Below are 18,175 nucleotides of genomic sequence, written 5' to 3'. Positions count from 1 at the left end.
GGGACCTGGAATCTTTCATGGAGAGATGGGTGAAGGCACTCAGCCCATTTCGTTGGGGTTGTCGAGGAACATGTCGAGCACGTTGACCACGGCGACGAGGCAGATGCAGCCCGCGACGGCGGCGACGGCCCAGACGAGGATCTCGTCGCCCCACGCACCGGTGAGCGAATCGAACAGGGTTGCGAACTCCATGATTTCCCTCCAAGGAAACTCTCTGAACAGACCCCGAAGGTTATGTTTTGCACCGTCTGTTACCCGTAGTGGCGCCCCGCCCTCGCATGTGGGAGGGCGTGCGCCCCGGCGGTAGGAGCGCGACTACAGCGGCGGCCTACGAGGGTTTGCGGAATGTGGCGCGCGGCTTCGGACACCCGTGTCGCATAGCATGGGTCGAAGACGGCACTGATCGTGCTTGTCGTGTTCTCGGCGTCTCACGCGCACCGGTCGCCTCACCGGTTGGTTCATCCAGGGAAGAAATCCAATGCAGATCAGGATCGGTTACGACATCCAGTTGGGCGTCACCGCCCCCACCGCGCTGATCTACATGCTGCAGGTGCATCCCTCGCGTGCCGCCGACATCCAGGGCAGCGAGAACATCACCATCAGCCCGCCGCTCACCACCGACCATTACACCGACAGCTTCGGCAACCAGTGCGCGCGCGTGCACGTGCCCCTGGGCGTCAGCAGCGTGCGGCTGCGCAACCAGGCGACCGTGTTCGACACCGGCGCGCCCGACCCCATCGACCTGGGCGCCATCGAGCACGCAGCGGCCGACCTGCCGGTGGACACGCTGCCTTTCGTGCTGCCCAGCCGCTACTGCGAGGTCGACAGCGAACTGTTGCAGTTCGCCTGGGCCAACTTCCTGAACGTGGCGCCGGGCTGGGGCCGCGTGCAGGCAATCTGCGACTTCGTGCATCGGCACCTGCGCTTCGACTACCAGAACGCCCGCGCCACGCGCACCGCGCTCGAGGGCTTTCGCGAAGGCACGGGCGTGTGCCGCGACTTCGCGCACCTGGCGATCACGCTGTGCCGCTGCATGAACATTCCGGCGCGCTACGTGACCGGCTACCTGGGCGACATCGGCATTCCGCCGGTGCGCTACCCGATGGACTTCAGCGCATGGTTCGAGGTGTACCTGGGCGACCGCTGGCACACCTTCGATGCGCGCCACAACACGCCGCGCATCGGCCGCGTGGTGATGGCGCGCGGACGCGACGCGGCGGACGTGCCGATCACGATGGTGTTCGGCGCGAACACGCTGGAACGCTTCGATGTGACGACGGAGGAAGTGCTGCAGTAGCGACGGATTTGCTCCTTCCCCTTCCGGGGGAAGGTTGGGATGGGGGCAGGCCTTCGATGAGGCGCCGTGCTGTTGTGGAGGCCGTCGCGCCCCCACCCCAACCCTCCCCCGGGAGGGGAGGGAGCAAGACCGGAGCGCTACGCCGGCTTGTAGTCCAGCATCTTCATGGCCGCTGCGATGCCTTTTCGGCTGCGCTCCATCGCGGCCCACGGCTTGTTGCCGGTGGCGAAGCGATCGGCCACGTTGGCGATGGTCCATTGCGCGGCGCCGGTGAGCGCGGGCAGTTCGTCCCATGCGACCGGCACCGACACGCCGAGCCCCGGACGCGAGCGCGCCGACCACGCGCTGACCGTCGTCGCGCCGAATCCGTTGCGCAGGTAATCGACGAACACCTTACCCACGCGGTTGCGCGGCCCGCTCTTGGCGACGAAGCGGTCCGGAATGGTCTGCGCCAGGTGCACCACCACGGCCTGCGAGAACCCCTTGACCTCGTCCCAGCCGTACTGCCGGCGGATCGGCACCACCACGTGCAGGCCCTTGCCGCCGCTGGTCTTGAGGAACGAAGGCAGGCCCAGCTCGTCGAGCAGCGTGCGCACCAGCAGCGTGGCCTCCTGGATCTGCGGCCAGCCCACGCCTTCGCCGGGGTCGAGGTCGAAGGTCATGCGGTCGGGCCGGTCGATGGCGCGCGAGGTGGCGTTCCAGGTGTGCAGCTCGATGACGTTCATCTGCGCGGCGCCGATGAGCCCGGTCTTGCTGTCGATCTGCAGCAGCGGCTCGTGGCCCAGATCGAGCGCGGGGTCCAGCAGGTTCACGCCGGGTATCTCGCGGTTCTGGATGTGCTTCTGGAAAAACAGCTCGCCGCCCACGCCGTCGGGCGCGCGCACCAGCGACACGGGCCGCCCGCGCAGGTGCGGCAGCATGAGCGTGCCTACCGCGTCGTAGTAGGCGGCGAGCTCGCCCTTGGTGATGCCGCTCTTCGCATCGATCACGCGGTCGGCATGGGAGATCTTCAGCGCCATGGGTTTCTTTGCTCCTTGCTTCTTCGCGGGCGGTGGTGTGCCGGGTTGCGTTGCCTGTTCGCGCACGATGCTGCGCGCGGGCTTGTCGGCGCGCAGCCCCTGGAACACCGAATGGCGCACACGGTCTTCGCGTGTCCATTCGCCGAACGAGACCTCGGCCACCAGCGTGGGCTTGACCCAGTGCGCCTTCGCGTTCACGCCATCCGGCACAGGGTCGAAGGGGCAGTCGTCGGTGGTCAGCTTGTCCAGCCGCGCCTTGATGTCGGCGAGGCGATCCGCATTGAAGCCGGTGCCCACGTTGCCGCAATAGCGCAGCCGGCCCTTGTCGTCGTGCACACCCAGCAGCAGCGCACCGAACCCCGAGCGCGCGCCCTTGGGCGCCGTGTAGCCGCCGATCACGAACTCCTGGCGCTGCTGGTTCTTGAGCTTGATCCAGTCGGCCGAGCGGCGCGAAACGTAAGGCGAGCCCTTGAGCTTGCCGACGATGCCCTCGAAGCCGATGCGCGCGGACGACGCAAGCAGGTCGCGCGGCGACGCATCGAAAGCATCGCTCAGCCGCAGCGGCGCGGGCGGTCGTTTGCCCAGCAGGCGGGCGAGTTGCGCACGCCGTTCCTCGACCGGCTCGTCGCGCAGGTCTTGCCCGTCGAGAAAGGGCGCATCGAACAGCCAGTACACGATGGACGAGGTGGCGCCGCGGTCGAAGGCGTTCTGCAGCGCCTGGAAGTCGGGCGCGCCGTTGTCGCCTTCGACGGTGATCTCGCCGTCGAGCCACGCCGAATCGGTCGGCAGCTTCGCCAGGGCCTTGGCGAGCGCGGGCAGCTTGTCCGTCCAGTCGTGGCCGTTGCGGGTGAAGCAGCGCACCTTGCCCTTGTCGATGCGGGCGAGCAGGCGGTAGCCGTCGAACTTGAGCTCGTAGAGCCAGTCGTCGGGGGATGACGGAGGAGAGGCTGCGAGCGTGGCGAGCTGCGGTTGAAAGGTGGCGGGCAGCGCGGTCTTTTTCTTGCGTGCCTTCTTCGCGGGCTTCTTTGCCGCGGTCTTCCGGGCGGGCGCCACTTTCTTCGGCGGACTGTCCACCTCGTCCACGCCGCGGCCGGTCAGCACGCTGGCGGGCTGGTCTTCGAGCACGTCGTAGTCGGCAAGATCGCGCGCCTGGTCATCGCGCTCCTTGATGAGCAGCCACGGCTCGTGCTTCTCGTCGCCCTTGCCGTGCATGCGCACCAGCGTCCAGTGGCCCTTCAGTTTTTCGCCACGGAGCTCGAACTTGAGCTTGCCGGCCGCGAGCGCCTTGCGCGCGTCGCCATCGGGCAGCCAGTCGCCGCGGTCCCAGACGATGACGGTGCCCGCGCCGTACTGCTTGGGCGGAATGGTGCCCTCGAAATCCGCATACGAAATCGGATGGTCCTCGACGTGCACCGCCATGCGCTTGACCGTCGGATCGAGGCACGGGCCCTTGGGCACGGCCCAGCTCTTCAACGTGCCGTCGAGTTCGAGCCGGAAGTCGTAGTGCAGGTGGCTCGCGTGGTGCTTCTGGATGACGAAGGAGAGCACGCCCTTGCCCGCGCGGCCGCCCGCCTTGGGCTCCGGCGTGCGCGAGAAATCGCGCTTGCCGTGATAGCGGGAAAGCGCCTTGTGCGCGTTCGATGCGGTGGTCCCCATGGCGATGGCGCCTCAGGCCGCGCGGCGGTGGCGGGTGGTCGTCTTCGATGCGGTCTTCGAGGCCGCCTTCGCGGCGGGCTTGCGCTTCTTTGCCGCGGGCTTGGCGCGAGGCGCGGGCTCGTCTTCTTCGTCCTCTTCGTCGTTGGCCGCCGCCTTCGTCTTCCCGCCCTTGTTGCGCAGGCTGCGCTGCAGCAGCTCGGTGAGGTCGATGATCTTGGCGCCCTTGCCCTCGGTGGACTGGCCCTCTTCAGGCTCGGGCTGCGTCACCGTCTCGGTCTGGCCGGCCTTCACCTTGCGGTCGACCAGCCGCAGGATCTCGTCCTTGAACTCGTCCTTGAATTCCATCGGGTCCCACTTGCCGCTCATGTCCTCGACCAATTGCTTGGCCATCTTGAGTTCGCGGTCGGTGAGGCCTGCCTTCTTCGCGTCTTCGGAGGGCAGCGGCAGGTCGGTCCAGGGCCGGATGTCGGCGCCCCAGCGCAGCAGGTTCAGCACCAGCCCGGGACCGACGGGCACCAGCACCGCGAGGTGCTGCTTGGTCTGGATCACGACGCGCGCCACGCCCACGCGCTCGCTGCGCTGCAGCGTCTCGCGCAACAGCGCATAGACCTTGGCGCCCTTGTTGATCGGCGCCACGTAATAGGGCCGCTCCAGGTAGACGAACGGAATGCCGTTGGCTGGCACGAAGGTCTCGATCTCGATGGTCTGCGTGGTCTTGGGGTAGGCGGCCGCGATTTCCTTGTCGCTGAGCACCACGTACTCGCCGTCTTCGTATTCCACGCCCTTGACGATGTTCTCGCGCGCGATCTCCTTGCCGGTCTTCTTGTTGATGCGCTTGTAGCCGACCGGGTCCATGCTGCGCTTGTCGAGCCAGTCGAAGTCGATGCCGTGGTCGGTGGTGGCCGAATAGAGCGCTACCGGGATGTGGACGAGGCCGAAGCTGATCGCGCCCTTCCACAGGACGCGCGGCGCGGGGGCTTTTTTCGAGACGGGCATGGGCACACTCCTTCAGGTTCGGAATGTGTGCCGCGCCCCTGGCCGCGCGGTGTAGGAACGCGGCGTCAGGCCGTGACGGCCACCGGCCCGAGCACGCGTTCGCTCGGGTGCGCGAAGTAGAACCACTCCGCGCCCGGCAGCGCCAATGCGTTGGGGAACACGATGAAGCCGTCGTCCGGCGCGCTCACCAGCGTGCCGTCGTGGCGCATGCCGATGGGTTCGCCGCGCTGCACCTCGTCGAAGGTGGCCCAGTCGCGCACGAAGCTGTCTTCTTCATGCAGGCGGTCGGTCACGCTGGCCAGGCGCAGCAGCTGGGGCTGCGCCGACGCGGCCGGCAGGCCGGCCGGCAGCGGCGCCATGCCCAGCAGCGCGAGCGTGCGGCGAATGGCGCGCCACGCCACCTCGGGCGCCTCGGGGTTCTGGTGCTGGCCGCATTCGAGCGTCACGCCGTAGCCGCCGCAGCTGCGGATGTATTCGTTGGTGCCGCGGCCGAAGTCGAGCGCGGCCTCGTCGGCCGGCGCACCGCCCGCGCGCTGCGCGAGGCCGGCTGCGTAGATGTCGAGCCAGCCTTCCACCACGATCGGCGTACCGATGTGCAGCGCAAGCTGGCCCTCTTCGTGCGAGCGGGCAAAGGGCTCCAGCGTGCCGGTGTTGTCGCGCGGGCCGATCATCGCGAAGGCCTCGCCCTCGCTCTGGAAGGAGTGCAGGTCGAGCAACACCTCGTGGCGCGCGATGACGGGCGCGAGGCGGTTGGTGATGCGAGCTTCGTAGTCGGCGGGTTCGTCGGTCGGACGGAACAGGCGGTTGAGGTTGCGCTCGCCTTCGCGCTGCAGGCGCCGCCGCGCGAGCGGGTTGGCCACGGGCACCAGCGTCAGTTCGCCGCGCTGCAGTTGCAGCGTGCCGGTATCGAACTCGGCCAGGATGCGCTCGATGCCCGCGGTGCCGCAGGTCTCGTCGCCGTGCACGCCGCCGATCACGAGCAGTCGGGGACCGGGTTGGAGCGAGGCGAAGGTGTGGATGCGCAGGCTGTCGGTCGCCACGCCGGCAAAAGGATCGGAAGACATGCGGGCCATTATTGCGGAGGCCCTTCGTCGGAGGCAAAGCCGCTATGGGTTTCATAGCGCCGAGCGGCCACCTACAGGGCCTGCCTTGCATGTCCTACCGCCCGTGCGGCCCCACTGGCGCAGGCTTGCCGGCAAAGCCACGAAGGAGCCATCGCATGACCCAAGCCAAGACCACCAAGACCCCGCCCACCGATCCCAAGGACGCGACGAAGGACGCTGGCGGCGGCAAGACCAAGGTCGAGCAAGGCGGCGAATCGGCGCCGCGCCTGCCGCACGAGCGGGACCAGTCCTCGGACAGCCAGCAGACCCCGGACGGCCAGCCCACCAAGGTGGGCCGCCAGGCGCATGAAGACGTGGAGCGCGGTGTGGTCGACACCGACCGCGGGCCGGAGGCCGACCGCGTCTACAACGACAAGGTCAGGCGCTGACGGTGGCGAGCTGCTTGCGCATCTCGCCGATCACCGCGCCGTAGTCCTTGGCATTGAAGATCGCGCTGCCGGCCACGAAGGTGTCGGCGCCGGCCGAGGCCACGCGCGCGATGTTGTCTGCCTTGATGCCGCCGTCCACTTCGAGGCGGATGTCGCGCCCGCTCTGCTCGATGCGCTTGCGCGCGAGTTCGATCTTGCGCAGGGCCGAGTCGATGAAGCTCTGGCCGCCGAAGCCGGGGTTCACGCTCATGATGAGGATGAGGTCGATGTCGTCGATGGCCCAGTCCAGCGCCTCGAGACCCAGCCCCGGGTTGAACACCAGCCCCGCCTTGCAGCCCGCGGCCTTGATGGCTTGGATGCTGCGGTGCACATGGGGCGATGCGTCGGGGTGGAAGCTGATGTAGTCGGCGCCCGCTTGCGCGAAAGAGGCCGCCAAAGCGTCGACCGGCTGGATCATGAGATGCACGTCGATGGGCACCGGCGTGCCGTCGGCCGTCTTGGCGTAGGGCTTGAGCGCCTGGCAGATCATCGGGCCGAAGGTCAGGTTCGGCACGTAATGGTTGTCCATCACGTCGAAGTGGATCCAGTCGGCGCCGGCGGCGATCACGTCGGTCAGTTCTTGGCCGAGGTGCGCGAAGTCGGCGGACAGGATGGAGGGCGCGATGCGGAACGGGGTGCTCATAACCCCGGATTCTCGCAGCGAGCGGAAATCCGAGGAAAGGCCTCCGTTACCATCCGCCCCATGTCACACAGCCCCTTCAGCGTCCAGGTCGAGCCGCGCTACCTGGCCGACCAGTCCTCCCCGAAGGACAACATCTACACCTTCTCCTACACGATCACCATCACCAATGTGGGCACGGTGGGCGCGCAGCTGATCGCGCGCCACTGGCTCATCAACGACGCTTCGGGGCATCCGCAGGAAGTCATGGGCCTCGGCGTGATCGGCCAGCAGCCGCTGCTGGCGCCCGGCGAATCGTTCCGCTACACCAGCGGATGCCGGCTGCAGGCCGCGAGCGGCACGATGCACGGCAGCTTCTTCGTGGTGACAGAGGAAGGCGAGCGATTCGACGTTCCCGTTCCCATGTTCGTGCTCGAAGCCGATATCGGCGGTGCCCCTGTCTCTCGCGTGCTGCACTAGGCGCGCCCTCTTTCCCCCCGCTCCCCCATGGCTGCCGCATCGCGCGACTTGCAGGGGCTGCTTGCCGGCCTCGACCCCACGGCCGATGTGGCGCAGCGCCACATCTGGCTCATCAATTGCTTCGACTGGCTGCGCGGCGACCGCGCCTCGCCCCAGGCGGCCATCGGCCGCGTCTCTCTGCTGCTGGACGCCGTCGAGGCGCGCCCCGAGCTGCGCGAGCGCCTGCGCGCCTGGTGGCGCGTGTTCACGCAGTCGGTCGACCTGACCACGCTCCTGGCCGACTACGGCTTCGCGCCGCGCACCGCGTTCGTGAGCGAACTGAGCGAACGGCTGCGCCGCAAGATCCTGCCCGGCACGCCCGAGACCACCGATGCGTCGGACCTGTTCCGCATGGTGCTGCCCGGCGTGTTCGATGCCGGCTGGATCGCGTTGCTCGACGAAACCCAGCTCGCCCGCATCGGCGCGCTGCTGGCCGACGCGACGGTGGATGCCGGCGGCGCGCCGCGCTGGCGCCATACCCTGATGGATGCGGTCACCTACTGCAGCAGCCAGGTGGTGGCGGCCGGTTTCTCGCCCGAGCTGCGCCTGCGCATGAACCCCGAACACCACGAGGCGCGCCCCTTCCACGCGCTGATGGCAGACCTCGACGAACTGCGCGAGCAGATGTTCGAGCAGCCCGCGGGCGCAGAAAGCGAAGAGGCACTGCAGGCCGCCTTCGTGGCCTTCCGCGACCGGCTCGATGCCTGCCGCGCCAGCGCCGCGTCGGTCTACACGCACCTGGAGGACAACGGCATCTCGGTCGGCCTGGTGTTCCGGCTGCGCCAGTTGCGCGAACGCGTGCTGCGCATCCGCGAGCTGCTCGACTGCCTGATGTCGCCCGTGCCCGCGCCCAGCGTGGCGCGGCTCATCGGCAAGCTGGTGCTCGCGGGCGGCGAGCGCAACAGCATCCGCGCGCTCATCGCCACGAACTCGTCGATGCTCGCGGCCAAGGTCACCGAGCGCAGCGCCGAGACCGGCGAGCACTACATCACCCGTGACCGCGCAAGCTACCTGCAGATGGTGAAGAAGGCCGCGGGCGGCGGCGCGCTCACCGCGGTGACGGTGCTGCTCAAGTTCGGCATCTATGCGCTGGCGCTGTCGGCCTTCTGGGCGGGCCTCGCCTCGGGTCTCATGTATGCGGCGAGCTTCGTCGCGATCCAGCTGCTGCACCTGACGCTCGCCACCAAGCAGCCCGCGATGACGGCGCCGGCGCTCGCGGCGCGGCTGCGCGACATCAAGGCAGACGGCGCGGTGGACGATTTCGTCGACGAGGTGGCCAACCTCGTGCGCTCGCAGGTGGCCGCGGTGCTGGGCAACGTGCTGGTGGTGGTGCCGACGATGGTCGCCCTTGCGCTCCTGGTGCAGTACGCGCTCGGTCGGCCGCTGCTCGACGCGGCGCATGCCGCAGCCACACTGAATTCGCTCTCGCTCGCCGGACCGACCGCACTTTTCGCGGCAATCACCGGCATCCTGCTGTTTTCGGCCAGCATCGTCGCCGGATGGACAGAAAACGCCTTTGTCCTGCATCGCCTGGACTCCGCCATGCGTTACAACCCACGCATCGGCGCCTTTCTGGGTGCCGCCCGGGCTCGCCGCTGGGCCACCTTCATGCGCACACACATCTCAGGCTTCGCCTCCAACATCTCGCTGGGACTCATGCTCGGACTGCTTCCTGCGTTCGCGGGTTTCTTCGGGCTCGGGCTGGATGTGCGCCACGTGACACTCTCGGCCGGGCAGATCGCCGCGGCCGCGGCGTCCACGGGCCTGTCGGTGCTGCAGCAGCCCGCCCTCTGGTGGGCGGTGGCGGCGATCCCGGTGATCGGCGCGCTCAATGTGAGCGTGAGTTTCTATTTCGCATTCCGCCTCGCGCTGCGCGCGCACAGCGTGAGCCTGGGTGACCGCGCGCGCATCCGCAGCGCGATCTGGGCGCGCTGGCGCAGCCGGCCTGTGAGCTTCTTTCTACCTGCATGAATTTGACGAGCTTCATCAACGATCTGCTGGGCTTTGGTCCGAGTGGGTGCGCCCCTCGGCCGGCCTGCCCACCGTGCTGTGGTCGCTGCTGCTGGCAGCGGCCGCAGCCTCCGGCCACCTGGTGCAACGCTATCTGGGCCTGCCCAAGGTCGTCGGCTACTCGCTGGTCGGCACCGTCGTCGGCTTTGCCGGCTTCGAGGGCGCGATCTGGCCGCTGCGCGGCATCAGCCTCTTCCTTCTTGAACTGGGCGTGGCCGTGGTGCTGTTCGAGGCCGGCGGCCGGCTGCCGCTGCGCTGGTTCCGCCACAACCCGATGGTGCTGGTGCAGAGCCTGCTCGAAGCCACGCTGACCTACTTCGGCGTGTACTGGGTGCTCACGCTGCTGGGCCTGCCCGAGCCCGTGGCCAACCCGATCGCGCTGATGGCCATCGTCGCCTCGCCGGCCGTGCTGAGCCGCGTGATCATCGACACCCCGCGCCGCGGGCCCCGTGACCGAGCGCGCGATGACGCTGGCCACGCTCAACCACTTTCTATGCGCTCGCGCTCGGCTACGCGCAGGCCGGTCTCATCGAGCGCGCGCCGCAGACCTTGCTGCAGAAGCTCTATCCGGTGCGGTTGGTGCTCGGCCTCTCGTTCGTGGTCGGCGCGATCATGGCGCTGGCCCTGCGCACCGCGCTGCGCGTGATTGAGCCCGACGAGCGAGAACACCTCGATCCTGCTGCTCGCGCTCATCGCGGCCGGTGCGGCGCTCACCGCGCACGTCGGCGGCTCGGCGCCTCTTGCGGCGCTGATCGGCGGCGTGCTGCTCAAGACGCTGAACCCCAAGCCCTGGGCGGGCAACGGCAGCTCGGCACCGCGGCGTCGCTGCTCACCATGCTGATGTTCGTGCTGGTCTCCATCGTGGCGGCGCAGGCCGACTGGACGCTGCCCGTGGCCAGCGTGGTGCTGGCCGTGATCGGCGTGCGCATGGTCGCCAAGATCGCCGGCGTGGCCATTGCCAACCCCGGCAGCGGCGCGAGCTGGAAGCAGGCCTTCTGGGTCGGCTGCGCGATGTCGCCGCTGTCGTCGATCGCCCTTCTGATCGCATCGAATTTCGCCACCGCGTCGCCGCTGCTCGGCACCATGATCACGCAGGTCGCCTGCCGTCGATCCTGCTGATGGAGTTGGTGGCGCCGTGCTCGCCACCGTGGCCATCCATGCGGTCGGCGAGAGTTCGTGCCCTGGGCACCCAGGCCTTCAGCACCACCGAGGACACGCAGCGATGAGCACCGCCCTGCCCACCACCATCGACCCGGACAGCGACGACGTGCGCTCGGCGCCGCTGCCCAAGCGACCCGAAAGCCGCGCGGTCAAGCTGGAGCCCTTCAACAAGTCGGAGGCGCTGTCGCTCGGCGTGGAGCTCGAGCTGCAGCTCGTCAACACGCACGACTACGACCTCGCGCCCTACGCCGAGGACATGCTTCGCCTGATGGCGCAGACGCCGCTGCCCGGCAGCGTGGTGCCCGAGATGACCTCGAGCATGATCGAGATCTCCACCGACATCTGCCACTCGGCGGCGGACGTGATCAAGCAGCTCTCGCCCATTCGCGAGGCGCTGATCAAGAACGCCGACAAGCTCAACATCGCGGTGGTCGGTGGCGGCACGCATGCGTTCCAGCAGTGGCACGAGCGGCGCATCTACGACAAGCCCCGCTTTTCGCGAACTCTCGGAGCTGTACGGCTACCTGAGCAAGCAGTTCACCATCTTCGGCCAGCATGTGCACATCGGCTGCCCCGACGCCGATTCGGCGCTCCTGATGCTGCACCGCATGTCGCGCTACATCCCGCACTTCATTGCGCTGTCGCTTCCTCGCCGTTCGTGCAGGGGCAGGACACCGCAGTTCGACTCGGCGCGCCTGAACTCGGTGTTCGCGTTTCCGCTCTCGGGCCGTGCGCCGTTCACGACGAGCTGGAAGGAGTTCGAGGCCTACTTCGAACGCATGACCCGCACCGGCGTCGTGCGCAGCATGAAGGACTTCTACTGGGACATCCGCCCCAAGCCCGAGTTCGGCACCATCGAGATCCGCGTGTTCGACACGCCCCTCACGGTGGAACGCGCCGCCGCGCTCGCGGGCTATGTGCAGTCGCTCGCCGCATGGTTCCTGCAGGAGCAGCCCTTCGAGCCCTGCGAAGACGACTACCTCGTCTACACCTACAACCGCTTCCAGGCCTGCCGCTTCGGGCTCGACGCGGTGTATGTCGACCCCGCCAGCGGCCAGCACATGCCGCTGCGCGAGCACATCCTGATGACGATGACGCAGCTCGAATGGCACAGCGAGGCGCTCAACGCCACGCAGGCTCTGGGCGAACTGCGCACCAGCGTGGAAGCCAACCGCAACGATGCGCGATGGTTGCGGGAGAAGCAGGGGAAGGAGCGGTTGCTGGCGGAGGTGGTGCGGCAGGCGGCGCTCAGGTTCAGAGGCGCTGCGTGACTCTGGTTCTGCGAGCCCGCACGAACAAGCAGGCCGCCACCATCGACAGGACGAGCGCCACCGCTGCATGGATGCAGGCGTCCAAACGCTGGCCGTCGATGCTCGCGACCGTTTTGTCGGGCTGACCGGATCGGAAGGTCACCCACAGCTCCCCGTTCCAGAAGCCGATGCAATGGTCCGTCCCGGTTTGCGCGCACGCTGCATCGAGATAGAAGCCGCTCCCGCCATATTCGTAGCCGCGTTGGTCCATGTTCTGGGCCCACGCGCCGAACGCCTCTCCATCTGGAAGACGCCCATGCTCAGCGGCAAATGCATCGATGAACCGCGAGGCGGCATGAATGTGATCACGCTCGGCAGAATCGATTACAGCCGCAAGGTGTGTGGCCTCGAACCATGACGCATCTGCAAATCCAAGGGCAAGCAGCAAAGCGAGCCACGCGAAGAGCAGGCACGCCATCCTCTTCATCGCCGTTGGTTTTTTCATGGAGGAGATCGCCAGGTTGCGGACTGGTGACTTTGCCTAGCGATCGAGCCCTGGCCGTGAAGCCTTGGTGAACTCCCAATGAACACCCCTTATGCTCCCCCATGGGTGAATTCGACCTGATCACACGCTATTTCAAACGCCCCGCCAAGCGCTCTCCGCTCGGCGTGGGCGACGACTGCGCGCTCCTCGCGCCCGCACCGGGCATGCAGCTCGCCGTTTCTTCCGACATGCTGGTCGAGGGCCGGCACTTTCTCTCGACCGTCGAGCCGGCACGCCTCGGCCACAAGGCGCTGGCGGTGAACCTCAGCGACCTCGCGGCCTGCGGCGCGAAGCCATTGGCCTTCACGCTCGCGCTCGCATTGCCCGGCGTCGACGAGCACTGGCTCGAAGGTTTCTCGCGCGGCCTCTTCGCACTCGCCGACGAACACGGCTGCGAGCTCGTGGGTGGCGACACCACGCGCGGCCCGCTCAACATCTGCATCACCGTATTCGGCGAGGTGCCTGCCGGTGCAGCGCTGCTGCGCTCGGGCGCGCAGGCCGGTGACGACATCTGGGTCAGCGGCACGCTTGGCGATGCGCGGCTGGCGCTCGAAGTGTTCCGCGGCACGATCGCGCTGCCTGCCGATGTGTTTGCAGAGGCCCGCATGCGGATGGAACAACCCACGCCACGTGTGGCGCTGGGGCAGGCCCTGCGCGGCATCGCCTCGTCGGCGGTGGATGTGAGCGATGGGCTGGTCGGCGACCTGGGCCACATCCTCGGATCGAGCAACGTGGGCGCCACGCTCGATGCCGATGCGGCCGTGAGCACGGTGGCTGCGGCAGGCACACCCGGGCTGAGTGTCGAGATGCTGCGCACCTGCGCGCTGTCAGGCGGCGACGACTACGAACTGGTGTTCACCGCACCGCCCTCGGCGCGCGCAGCGGTCGAGCAAGCCGGCAAGGACAGCGCCACGCGCGTGACGCGCATCGGCCGCATCGATGCCGAAGCGGGCCTGCGCATCGTGGACGCGAGCGGCGCGCCGGTGTCGCAGCGCTTCGGCTCGTTCGACCACTTCGTCTGATCAGCTTCCGCGCACCACCGCCTGCATCTTGCGTTGCGCGGCGTTGATGGCAGCCGACTGGCCATTGAGGCTCTGCAGCATCTTGTTGAGCTCCGCCTGCAAGGCCGGATCGGTCACCGTCACCGACGCGCCGGAGATCTGGATCTTCGACTTGTTCTTCTGCAGGAAATCGCCCACGGCCAGCGCGCCGTCGAAGGTGGCGTCGAGCGCGGGGAACACTTCCTTGAAGGTGGCGGCCGGCGTCGAGACGGTCTTCTCGTAGGCCTTGTCGTAGACCTGCTTCAGGTCATCGGGCTGCTTGAGCTGCGCGTGCGCGGCATCGGCCTTGGCCAGTTGCTGATCGAGCGCGGTGCGCAGGCCCGCGAGGCCCTCCTTCGCGGCCTTGAGGTCGTCGCGGCGCGTTGCCAGGTCGCCGATGGAGCGCAGCGCGCCCTTGGCCATGACCTCGCCCATCGGCTGGCTCACCGACTTGTTCATGCCTTCGTTGAAATCGGTGATCACCGCGTAGTGCTTCGCGTAGTCGCCGAACGATGTCTTCTGCTCATCGGTCGGCGTGGGCACGCGCAGGCCGGGCTTGTCGAGCAGGCGGGTCTGCAGGAACTCGATGAAGGCGGTGCGTTGCTCGGCCTCCTTGTTGCCGCAGGCCGCGAGCATGAAGCTGAAGGCGAGGCACAAGCCCAGCGTGGCGAAGCGGACGAAGGTCTTCATGGTGTCGCAGTGTTTTCTCTGGAGGGATGACCCGTCAAGCATACGTCCGGCCTATGACGTTCAGGCGCCTCAGATGTTGCGCTTGATGGCGTCGATCAGCGCACGCGCCGCGACCGACAGCGAGTGGCCGCGCTTGGTGACCACCGAGATGTCGCGCGAGACACGCGGCGCACTGAGCACCTTGATCACCAGGGACGGATCGTTCGCATCGCGCGCGAAGGCCGAGGGCATGATCGATGCGCCCATGCCGCTGGCCGTCATCCAGAGTGCCGTGGAGAGAAAGGACACCTCGTTCACGACGTCCAGCGCCACGCCGGCGTCCGCCGCGGTGCCGTCGATCAGCGGGCGCACGCCGTAGCCGGGGCGCACGGTGATGACGGGATGACCGCCCAGGTCGATCCACCGCACCACGCGCGCCTTGGCCAGCGGGTGGTCGTTCCGGCATACCAGCGCGAGGTGGTCGCGCATGAGCCGCTGCACCTCGACCTCGGCGCCGGGCCGCTCGGGCGTGCCGATGCCGAAGTCCACATGCTCGCCGAGGATGCGCGAGATGAACTGGTCGGGCGCGCAGTCGTTGACCAGCACGCGAACTTTCGGATGCTCTTCGCTGAAGCTGCGGATCGCCGCGGGCAAGAGGAACGTCGCGAGCGTGGGCGTGATGGCCAGCGAGACACGCCCCCGCTCGAGCGTGGCCAGTTCGCGAAAACCGGTCGAGAGCGAATCGACGTCGCGCAGGATACGTTCCGCGGTGGCGAGCATTTCGTCGGCCGCCGCGGTCGGCTTGAGCGAACGCGTGGTGCGGTCGAACAGGCGCGTGCCCAGCCCCTCCTCGAGCTGGCGGATCAGCATGCTCACCGCCGACTGGGTGACGAAGAGCCTTTGCGCGGCCGCACTGAGCTTGCGCAACTGGTGCACCGCGAGGAATGCGCGCAGCTGGCGAATCGTCGGGCTGAACGTAGGACTGAAGTTTTCATTCATAAGGCGAACTGATATTTGATACGAAATTTCTCGATTTACGAATGAATTTCCGCAGCGTTCAATCGCTCCAAACCAAGTAAAAACACAATCAAGGAGTCCCAATGACAGCACCGATCGCCAGCAAGGCGCAACGGCTTCGCAGGCGATTGTTGCTGGCCACGGCCTGTACCCTCTGCAGCGCCACGGCCCTGGCGCAGGCGCCCGCACCCGATTTCCCCGCCCATCCGATCCGCATGGTGGTGACCTTTCCGCCCGGCGGGAGCGCCGATGCGGTGGTGCGCATGCTGGTGCCCCGGCTCAACGAGAAGCTGGGCCAGCAGGTGGTGGTGGACAACCGGCCCGGCGCCGGCGGCAACGTGGGCCTCACGCTGGTGGCGAAGGCGCCGGCCGACGGCTACACGCTCGGGCTGGGCGCGGCCGGGGCGCTCACCGCGAATGTGAACCTTTATCCGCAGATGCCCTTCGACCCGGTGAAGGACTTCAAGCCGGTCGGCATGGTCGCAGCCACGCCGTTCGTGATCGTCGGGCATCCCTCGATGGGCGCGCGCACGCTGCGCGAACTGATCGCGCTGGCCAAGGCGAAGCCGGGCACGATCTCGATGGGCCACGGCGGCAACGGCACCGCGATGCACCTGTCGACCGCGCTCTTCGCGCAGATGGCGGACGTGAAGCTGATCGAGGTGCCCTACCGCGGTTCGGGCCCGGCCGCGCTCGATGCGATGGCGGGCCAGGTGCAGCTCGCGCTGGTCGACCTGCCCGCCTCGCTGCAGCAGATCCGGGCCGGCAAGCTGATCGCCTTCGGAGTGACGAGCGCGCAGCGCGTGCCGATGCTGCCCGACGTGCCCACCGTGGCCGAGGCCGGCCTGCCGGGCTACGACTCGACCGGCTGGTTCGGCGTGGTGGCGCCGGCCGGCACGCCCGCGCCCATCGTCGCGCGCCTCAATGCAGAGATCAACGCCGCGCTCGGCGACGAGCAGATCAAGGCCTCGATGCGCAACCTCGGCGCGGAGCCCGCGCCGACATCGACCGAGGCCTTCGAGGCCTACATCCGCAGCGAAACGAAGAAGTGGGCCAAGGTGATCCAGGTCGCCAACATCAAGCTCGACTGACAGACCGGACAGAGACAACAGGGAACAACGAACAATGAACGACACGACACTGAAGGCCGACGTTCTCATCATCGGCGCGGGCCCCGTGGGCCTCACGCTGGCCATGGACCTCGCGTCGCGCGGCGTCTCGGTGATCATCTGCGAGACCCGCCGCTTCGCCGAGCCGCCGAACGTGAAGTGCAATCACGTGGCCTCGCGCACGATGGAGCAGTTCCGGCGCCTGGGCGTGGCGCAGAAGCTGCGCGATGCGGGGCTGCCCGCAGACTACCCCAACGACGTGGTCTTCCGCACCGCGGTGACGGGCACCGAGCTCACGCGCATTCCGATCCCGTGCCGGCGCGACCGCTACACCGAGACCGAGGGCCCCGACGCATGGTGGCCCACGCCCGAGCCGCCGCACCGCATCAACCAGATCTACCTCGAACCCATCCTGCTCAAGCACACGGCGGCACTGCCGGGCGTGCAGTTGCTCAACCGCACGCAGTTCGCGGGCTTCACGCAGGACAGGGACGGCGTGACCGCCATCGCCACCGAGATGGACGGCGGCGTCACCCGCAGCATCCGCTGCCGCTACATGGTCGGCTGCGACGGCGGCAGCTCGGCGGTGAGAAAGCAGATCGGCGCCAAGCTCGAAGGCACGGCCGTCATTCAGCGCGTGCAGTCGACCTTCATCCGCGCGCCGCAGCTGCGCGCCATGATCCCCGGCAAGCCGGCGTGGTCGTATTACTCGATGAACCCGCGCCGCTGCGGCACGATGTTCGCCATCGACGGGCACGAGACCTGGCTGGTGCACAACCACCTGAACGCCGAGGAGCCCGAGTTCGATTCGGTCGATCGCGACCAGGCGCTGCGCGACATCCTGGGCGTGGGCCCCGACTTCCAATACGAGGTCATCAGCAAGGAAGACTGGATCGGCCGCCGCCTCGTGGCCAACCGCTTCCGCGAAGGCCGCGTGTTCCTCGCGGGCGACGCGGCGCACCTGTGGGTGCCGTATGCGGGCTATGGCATGAACGCGGGCATCGCCGATGCGCTGAACCTCTCGTGGCTGCTGGGCGCCTGCGTGCAGGGCTGGGGCGACGAGGCGATGCTGGACGCCTACGAGGCCGAGCGCCAGCCGATCACCGAGCAGGTGTCGAACTTCGCGATGGACCATGCGCAGAAGATGATCCGCGCGCGCCGCGCCGTGCCGCAGAACATCGAGGCGCCCGGCCCTGAGGGCGAGGCGCTGCGCGCCGACATCGGCAGCGAGGCCTATGCGCTCAACGTGCAGCAGTTCTGCTGCGCGGGGCTGAACTTCGGCTACTTCTACACCGGCTCGCCGATCATCATCGCGGACGGCGAGCACACCGCGCCGCCGTACTCGATGGGCGACTTCACGCCATCCACCGTGCCGGGCTGCCGCGCGCCCCACTTCTGGCTGGCCGACGGCCGCTCGCTGTACGACGCGTTCGGCCCCGGCTACACGCTGCTGCGCTTCGACCGCAGCGTGGACGTGCGGCCGCTGGAGCGCGCCGCGCAGACCTACAACATGCCGCTCACGGTGCTCGACATCGAGACCGCCGAAGTGCCCAAGGCCTACGCCCACCGCCTGGTGCTGTGCCGCGCGGACCAGCACGTCGCCTGGCGCGGCGCGCACCTGCCGTTCGAGGTGTACGACCTGGTGGCCATCCTGCGCGGCGATGCCAGGCGGGTGCGCGAGCGCAAGCGGGCGCTGGCGTGGGAAGGTGTCGTCGCCGCCGCCTGAGTTCCGTTTCCC

The 18,175-nt window shown here is 68.0% G+C and carries 15 protein-coding genes and 2 pseudogenes; 9 read left to right on the top strand and 8 right to left on the bottom strand.

Annotated elements, in window-relative coordinates; genetic code table 11:
• Positions 1–39: 39 nt before the first annotated feature.
• The gene (locus GNX71_RS02965) at positions 40–192 is read right to left on the bottom strand and encodes a hypothetical protein (RefSeq protein ID WP_206176948.1); all 153 of its coding nucleotides are present in this window, start codon (positions 190–192) and stop codon (positions 40–42) included.
• Positions 193–478: 286 nt separating this feature from the next.
• Here GNX71_RS02965 and GNX71_RS02960 point away from each other — a divergent pair, with 286 nt between their 5' ends.
• Complete coding sequence (locus tag GNX71_RS02960) at positions 479–1,297, top strand: transglutaminase family protein (protein WP_206176947.1); 819 nt, start codon at positions 479–481, stop codon at positions 1,295–1,297.
• A gap of 137 nt (positions 1,298–1,434) precedes the next feature.
• Here GNX71_RS02960 and ligD read toward each other — a convergent pair whose 3' ends face one another.
• The 3 genes from ligD to GNX71_RS02945 form a co-directional block, all read right to left on the bottom strand.
• Positions 1,435–3,972 carry a DNA ligase D gene (ligD, locus tag GNX71_RS02955; protein WP_206176946.1) on the bottom strand — a complete coding sequence of 846 codons (2,538 nt, stop codon included), beginning with the start codon at positions 3,970–3,972 and terminating at the stop codon, positions 1,435–1,437.
• Positions 3,973–3,984: 12 nt separating this feature from the next.
• A complete protein-coding gene (locus GNX71_RS02950) occupies positions 3,985–4,968 on the bottom strand; it encodes a Ku protein (protein WP_206176945.1) in 984 nt (327 codons plus the stop codon).
• A gap of 65 nt (positions 4,969–5,033) precedes the next feature.
• The gene (locus tag GNX71_RS02945) at positions 5,034–6,032 is read right to left on the bottom strand and encodes a succinylglutamate desuccinylase/aspartoacylase family protein (protein WP_206176944.1); all 999 of its coding nucleotides are present in this window, start codon (positions 6,030–6,032) and stop codon (positions 5,034–5,036) included.
• A 155-nt stretch (positions 6,033–6,187) separates the two neighbouring features.
• Here GNX71_RS02945 and GNX71_RS02940 point away from each other — a divergent pair, with 155 nt between their 5' ends.
• Positions 6,188–6,460: a hypothetical protein gene (locus GNX71_RS02940; RefSeq protein ID WP_206176943.1), complete on the top strand. Its 273-nt coding sequence runs from the start codon at positions 6,188–6,190 to the stop codon at positions 6,458–6,460.
• Here GNX71_RS02940 and rpe read toward each other — a convergent pair.
• Positions 6,450–7,142, bottom strand: a complete 693-nt coding sequence (gene rpe / locus GNX71_RS02935; protein ID WP_206176942.1) for a ribulose-phosphate 3-epimerase — start codon at positions 7,140–7,142, stop codon at positions 6,450–6,452. The two genes, GNX71_RS02940 and rpe, sit on opposite strands and share 11 nt — an antisense overlap.
• 60 nt (positions 7,143–7,202) lie before the next feature.
• Here rpe and apaG point away from each other — a divergent pair, with 60 nt between their 5' ends.
• From apaG to GNX71_RS02915, 4 genes and pseudogenes are all read left to right on the top strand, one after another.
• Positions 7,203–7,598, top strand: coding sequence for a Co2+/Mg2+ efflux protein ApaG (gene apaG / locus GNX71_RS02930; RefSeq protein WP_206176941.1), 396 nt, complete (start codon positions 7,203–7,205; stop codon positions 7,596–7,598).
• 27 nt (positions 7,599–7,625) lie between these two features.
• Positions 7,626–9,608 carry a site-specific recombinase gene (locus GNX71_RS02925; RefSeq protein ID WP_206176940.1) on the top strand — a complete coding sequence of 661 codons (1,983 nt, stop codon included), beginning with the start codon at positions 7,626–7,628 and terminating at the stop codon, positions 9,606–9,608.
• Positions 9,605–10,830, top strand: a pseudogene (locus GNX71_RS02920) (cation:proton antiporter); the annotation flags it as partial. The gene GNX71_RS02925 and the pseudogene GNX71_RS02920, both read left to right, overlap by 4 nt.
• Before the next feature lie 39 nt (positions 10,831–10,869).
• Positions 10,870–12,079: pseudogene (locus GNX71_RS02915) on the top strand (YbdK family carboxylate-amine ligase).
• On the opposite strand, the gene GNX71_RS02910 reads toward GNX71_RS02915, so the two are convergent.
• Positions 12,063–12,563 carry a hypothetical protein gene (locus GNX71_RS02910; RefSeq protein WP_206176939.1) on the bottom strand — a complete coding sequence of 167 codons (501 nt, stop codon included), beginning with the start codon at positions 12,561–12,563 and terminating at the stop codon, positions 12,063–12,065. The pseudogene GNX71_RS02915 and the gene GNX71_RS02910 sit on opposite strands and share 17 nt — an antisense overlap.
• A gap of 101 nt (positions 12,564–12,664) precedes the next feature.
• Between GNX71_RS02910 and thiL the strand changes: the two genes are divergently transcribed.
• Positions 12,665–13,624, top strand: a complete 960-nt coding sequence (gene thiL / locus GNX71_RS02905; RefSeq protein ID WP_206176938.1) for a thiamine-phosphate kinase — start codon at positions 12,665–12,667, stop codon at positions 13,622–13,624.
• Here thiL and GNX71_RS02900 read toward each other — a convergent pair whose 3' ends face one another.
• The gene (locus tag GNX71_RS02900) at positions 13,625–14,332 is read right to left on the bottom strand and encodes a DUF3053 domain-containing protein (protein WP_206176937.1); all 708 of its coding nucleotides are present in this window, start codon (positions 14,330–14,332) and stop codon (positions 13,625–13,627) included. It lies immediately after the preceding gene.
• 69 nt (positions 14,333–14,401) lie between these two features.
• Complete coding sequence (locus tag GNX71_RS02895) at positions 14,402–15,310, bottom strand: LysR family transcriptional regulator (protein WP_206176936.1); 909 nt, start codon at positions 15,308–15,310, stop codon at positions 14,402–14,404.
• Positions 15,311–15,411: 101 nt separating this feature from the next.
• On the opposite strand from GNX71_RS02895, the gene GNX71_RS02890 reads away from it, so the two are divergent.
• Together GNX71_RS02890 and GNX71_RS02885 are read left to right on the top strand one after the other, a co-directional pair.
• On the top strand, positions 15,412–16,419 hold the full coding sequence (locus GNX71_RS02890) for a tripartite tricarboxylate transporter substrate binding protein (protein ID WP_206176935.1): 1,008 nt from the start codon (positions 15,412–15,414) through the stop codon (positions 16,417–16,419).
• Between the two features lie 34 nt (positions 16,420–16,453).
• Positions 16,454–18,163, top strand: a complete 1,710-nt coding sequence (locus GNX71_RS02885) for an FAD-dependent oxidoreductase (protein ID WP_206176934.1) — start codon at positions 16,454–16,456, stop codon at positions 18,161–18,163.
• Positions 18,164–18,175: the final 12 nt, after the last annotated feature.

Origin of the sequence: Variovorax sp. RKNM96 (assembly GCF_017161115.1) — a bacterium.
Classification (GTDB): Bacteria; Pseudomonadota; Gammaproteobacteria; order Burkholderiales; family Burkholderiaceae_C; genus Variovorax.
This window is presented reverse-complemented; position numbering and strand designations above follow the sequence as displayed.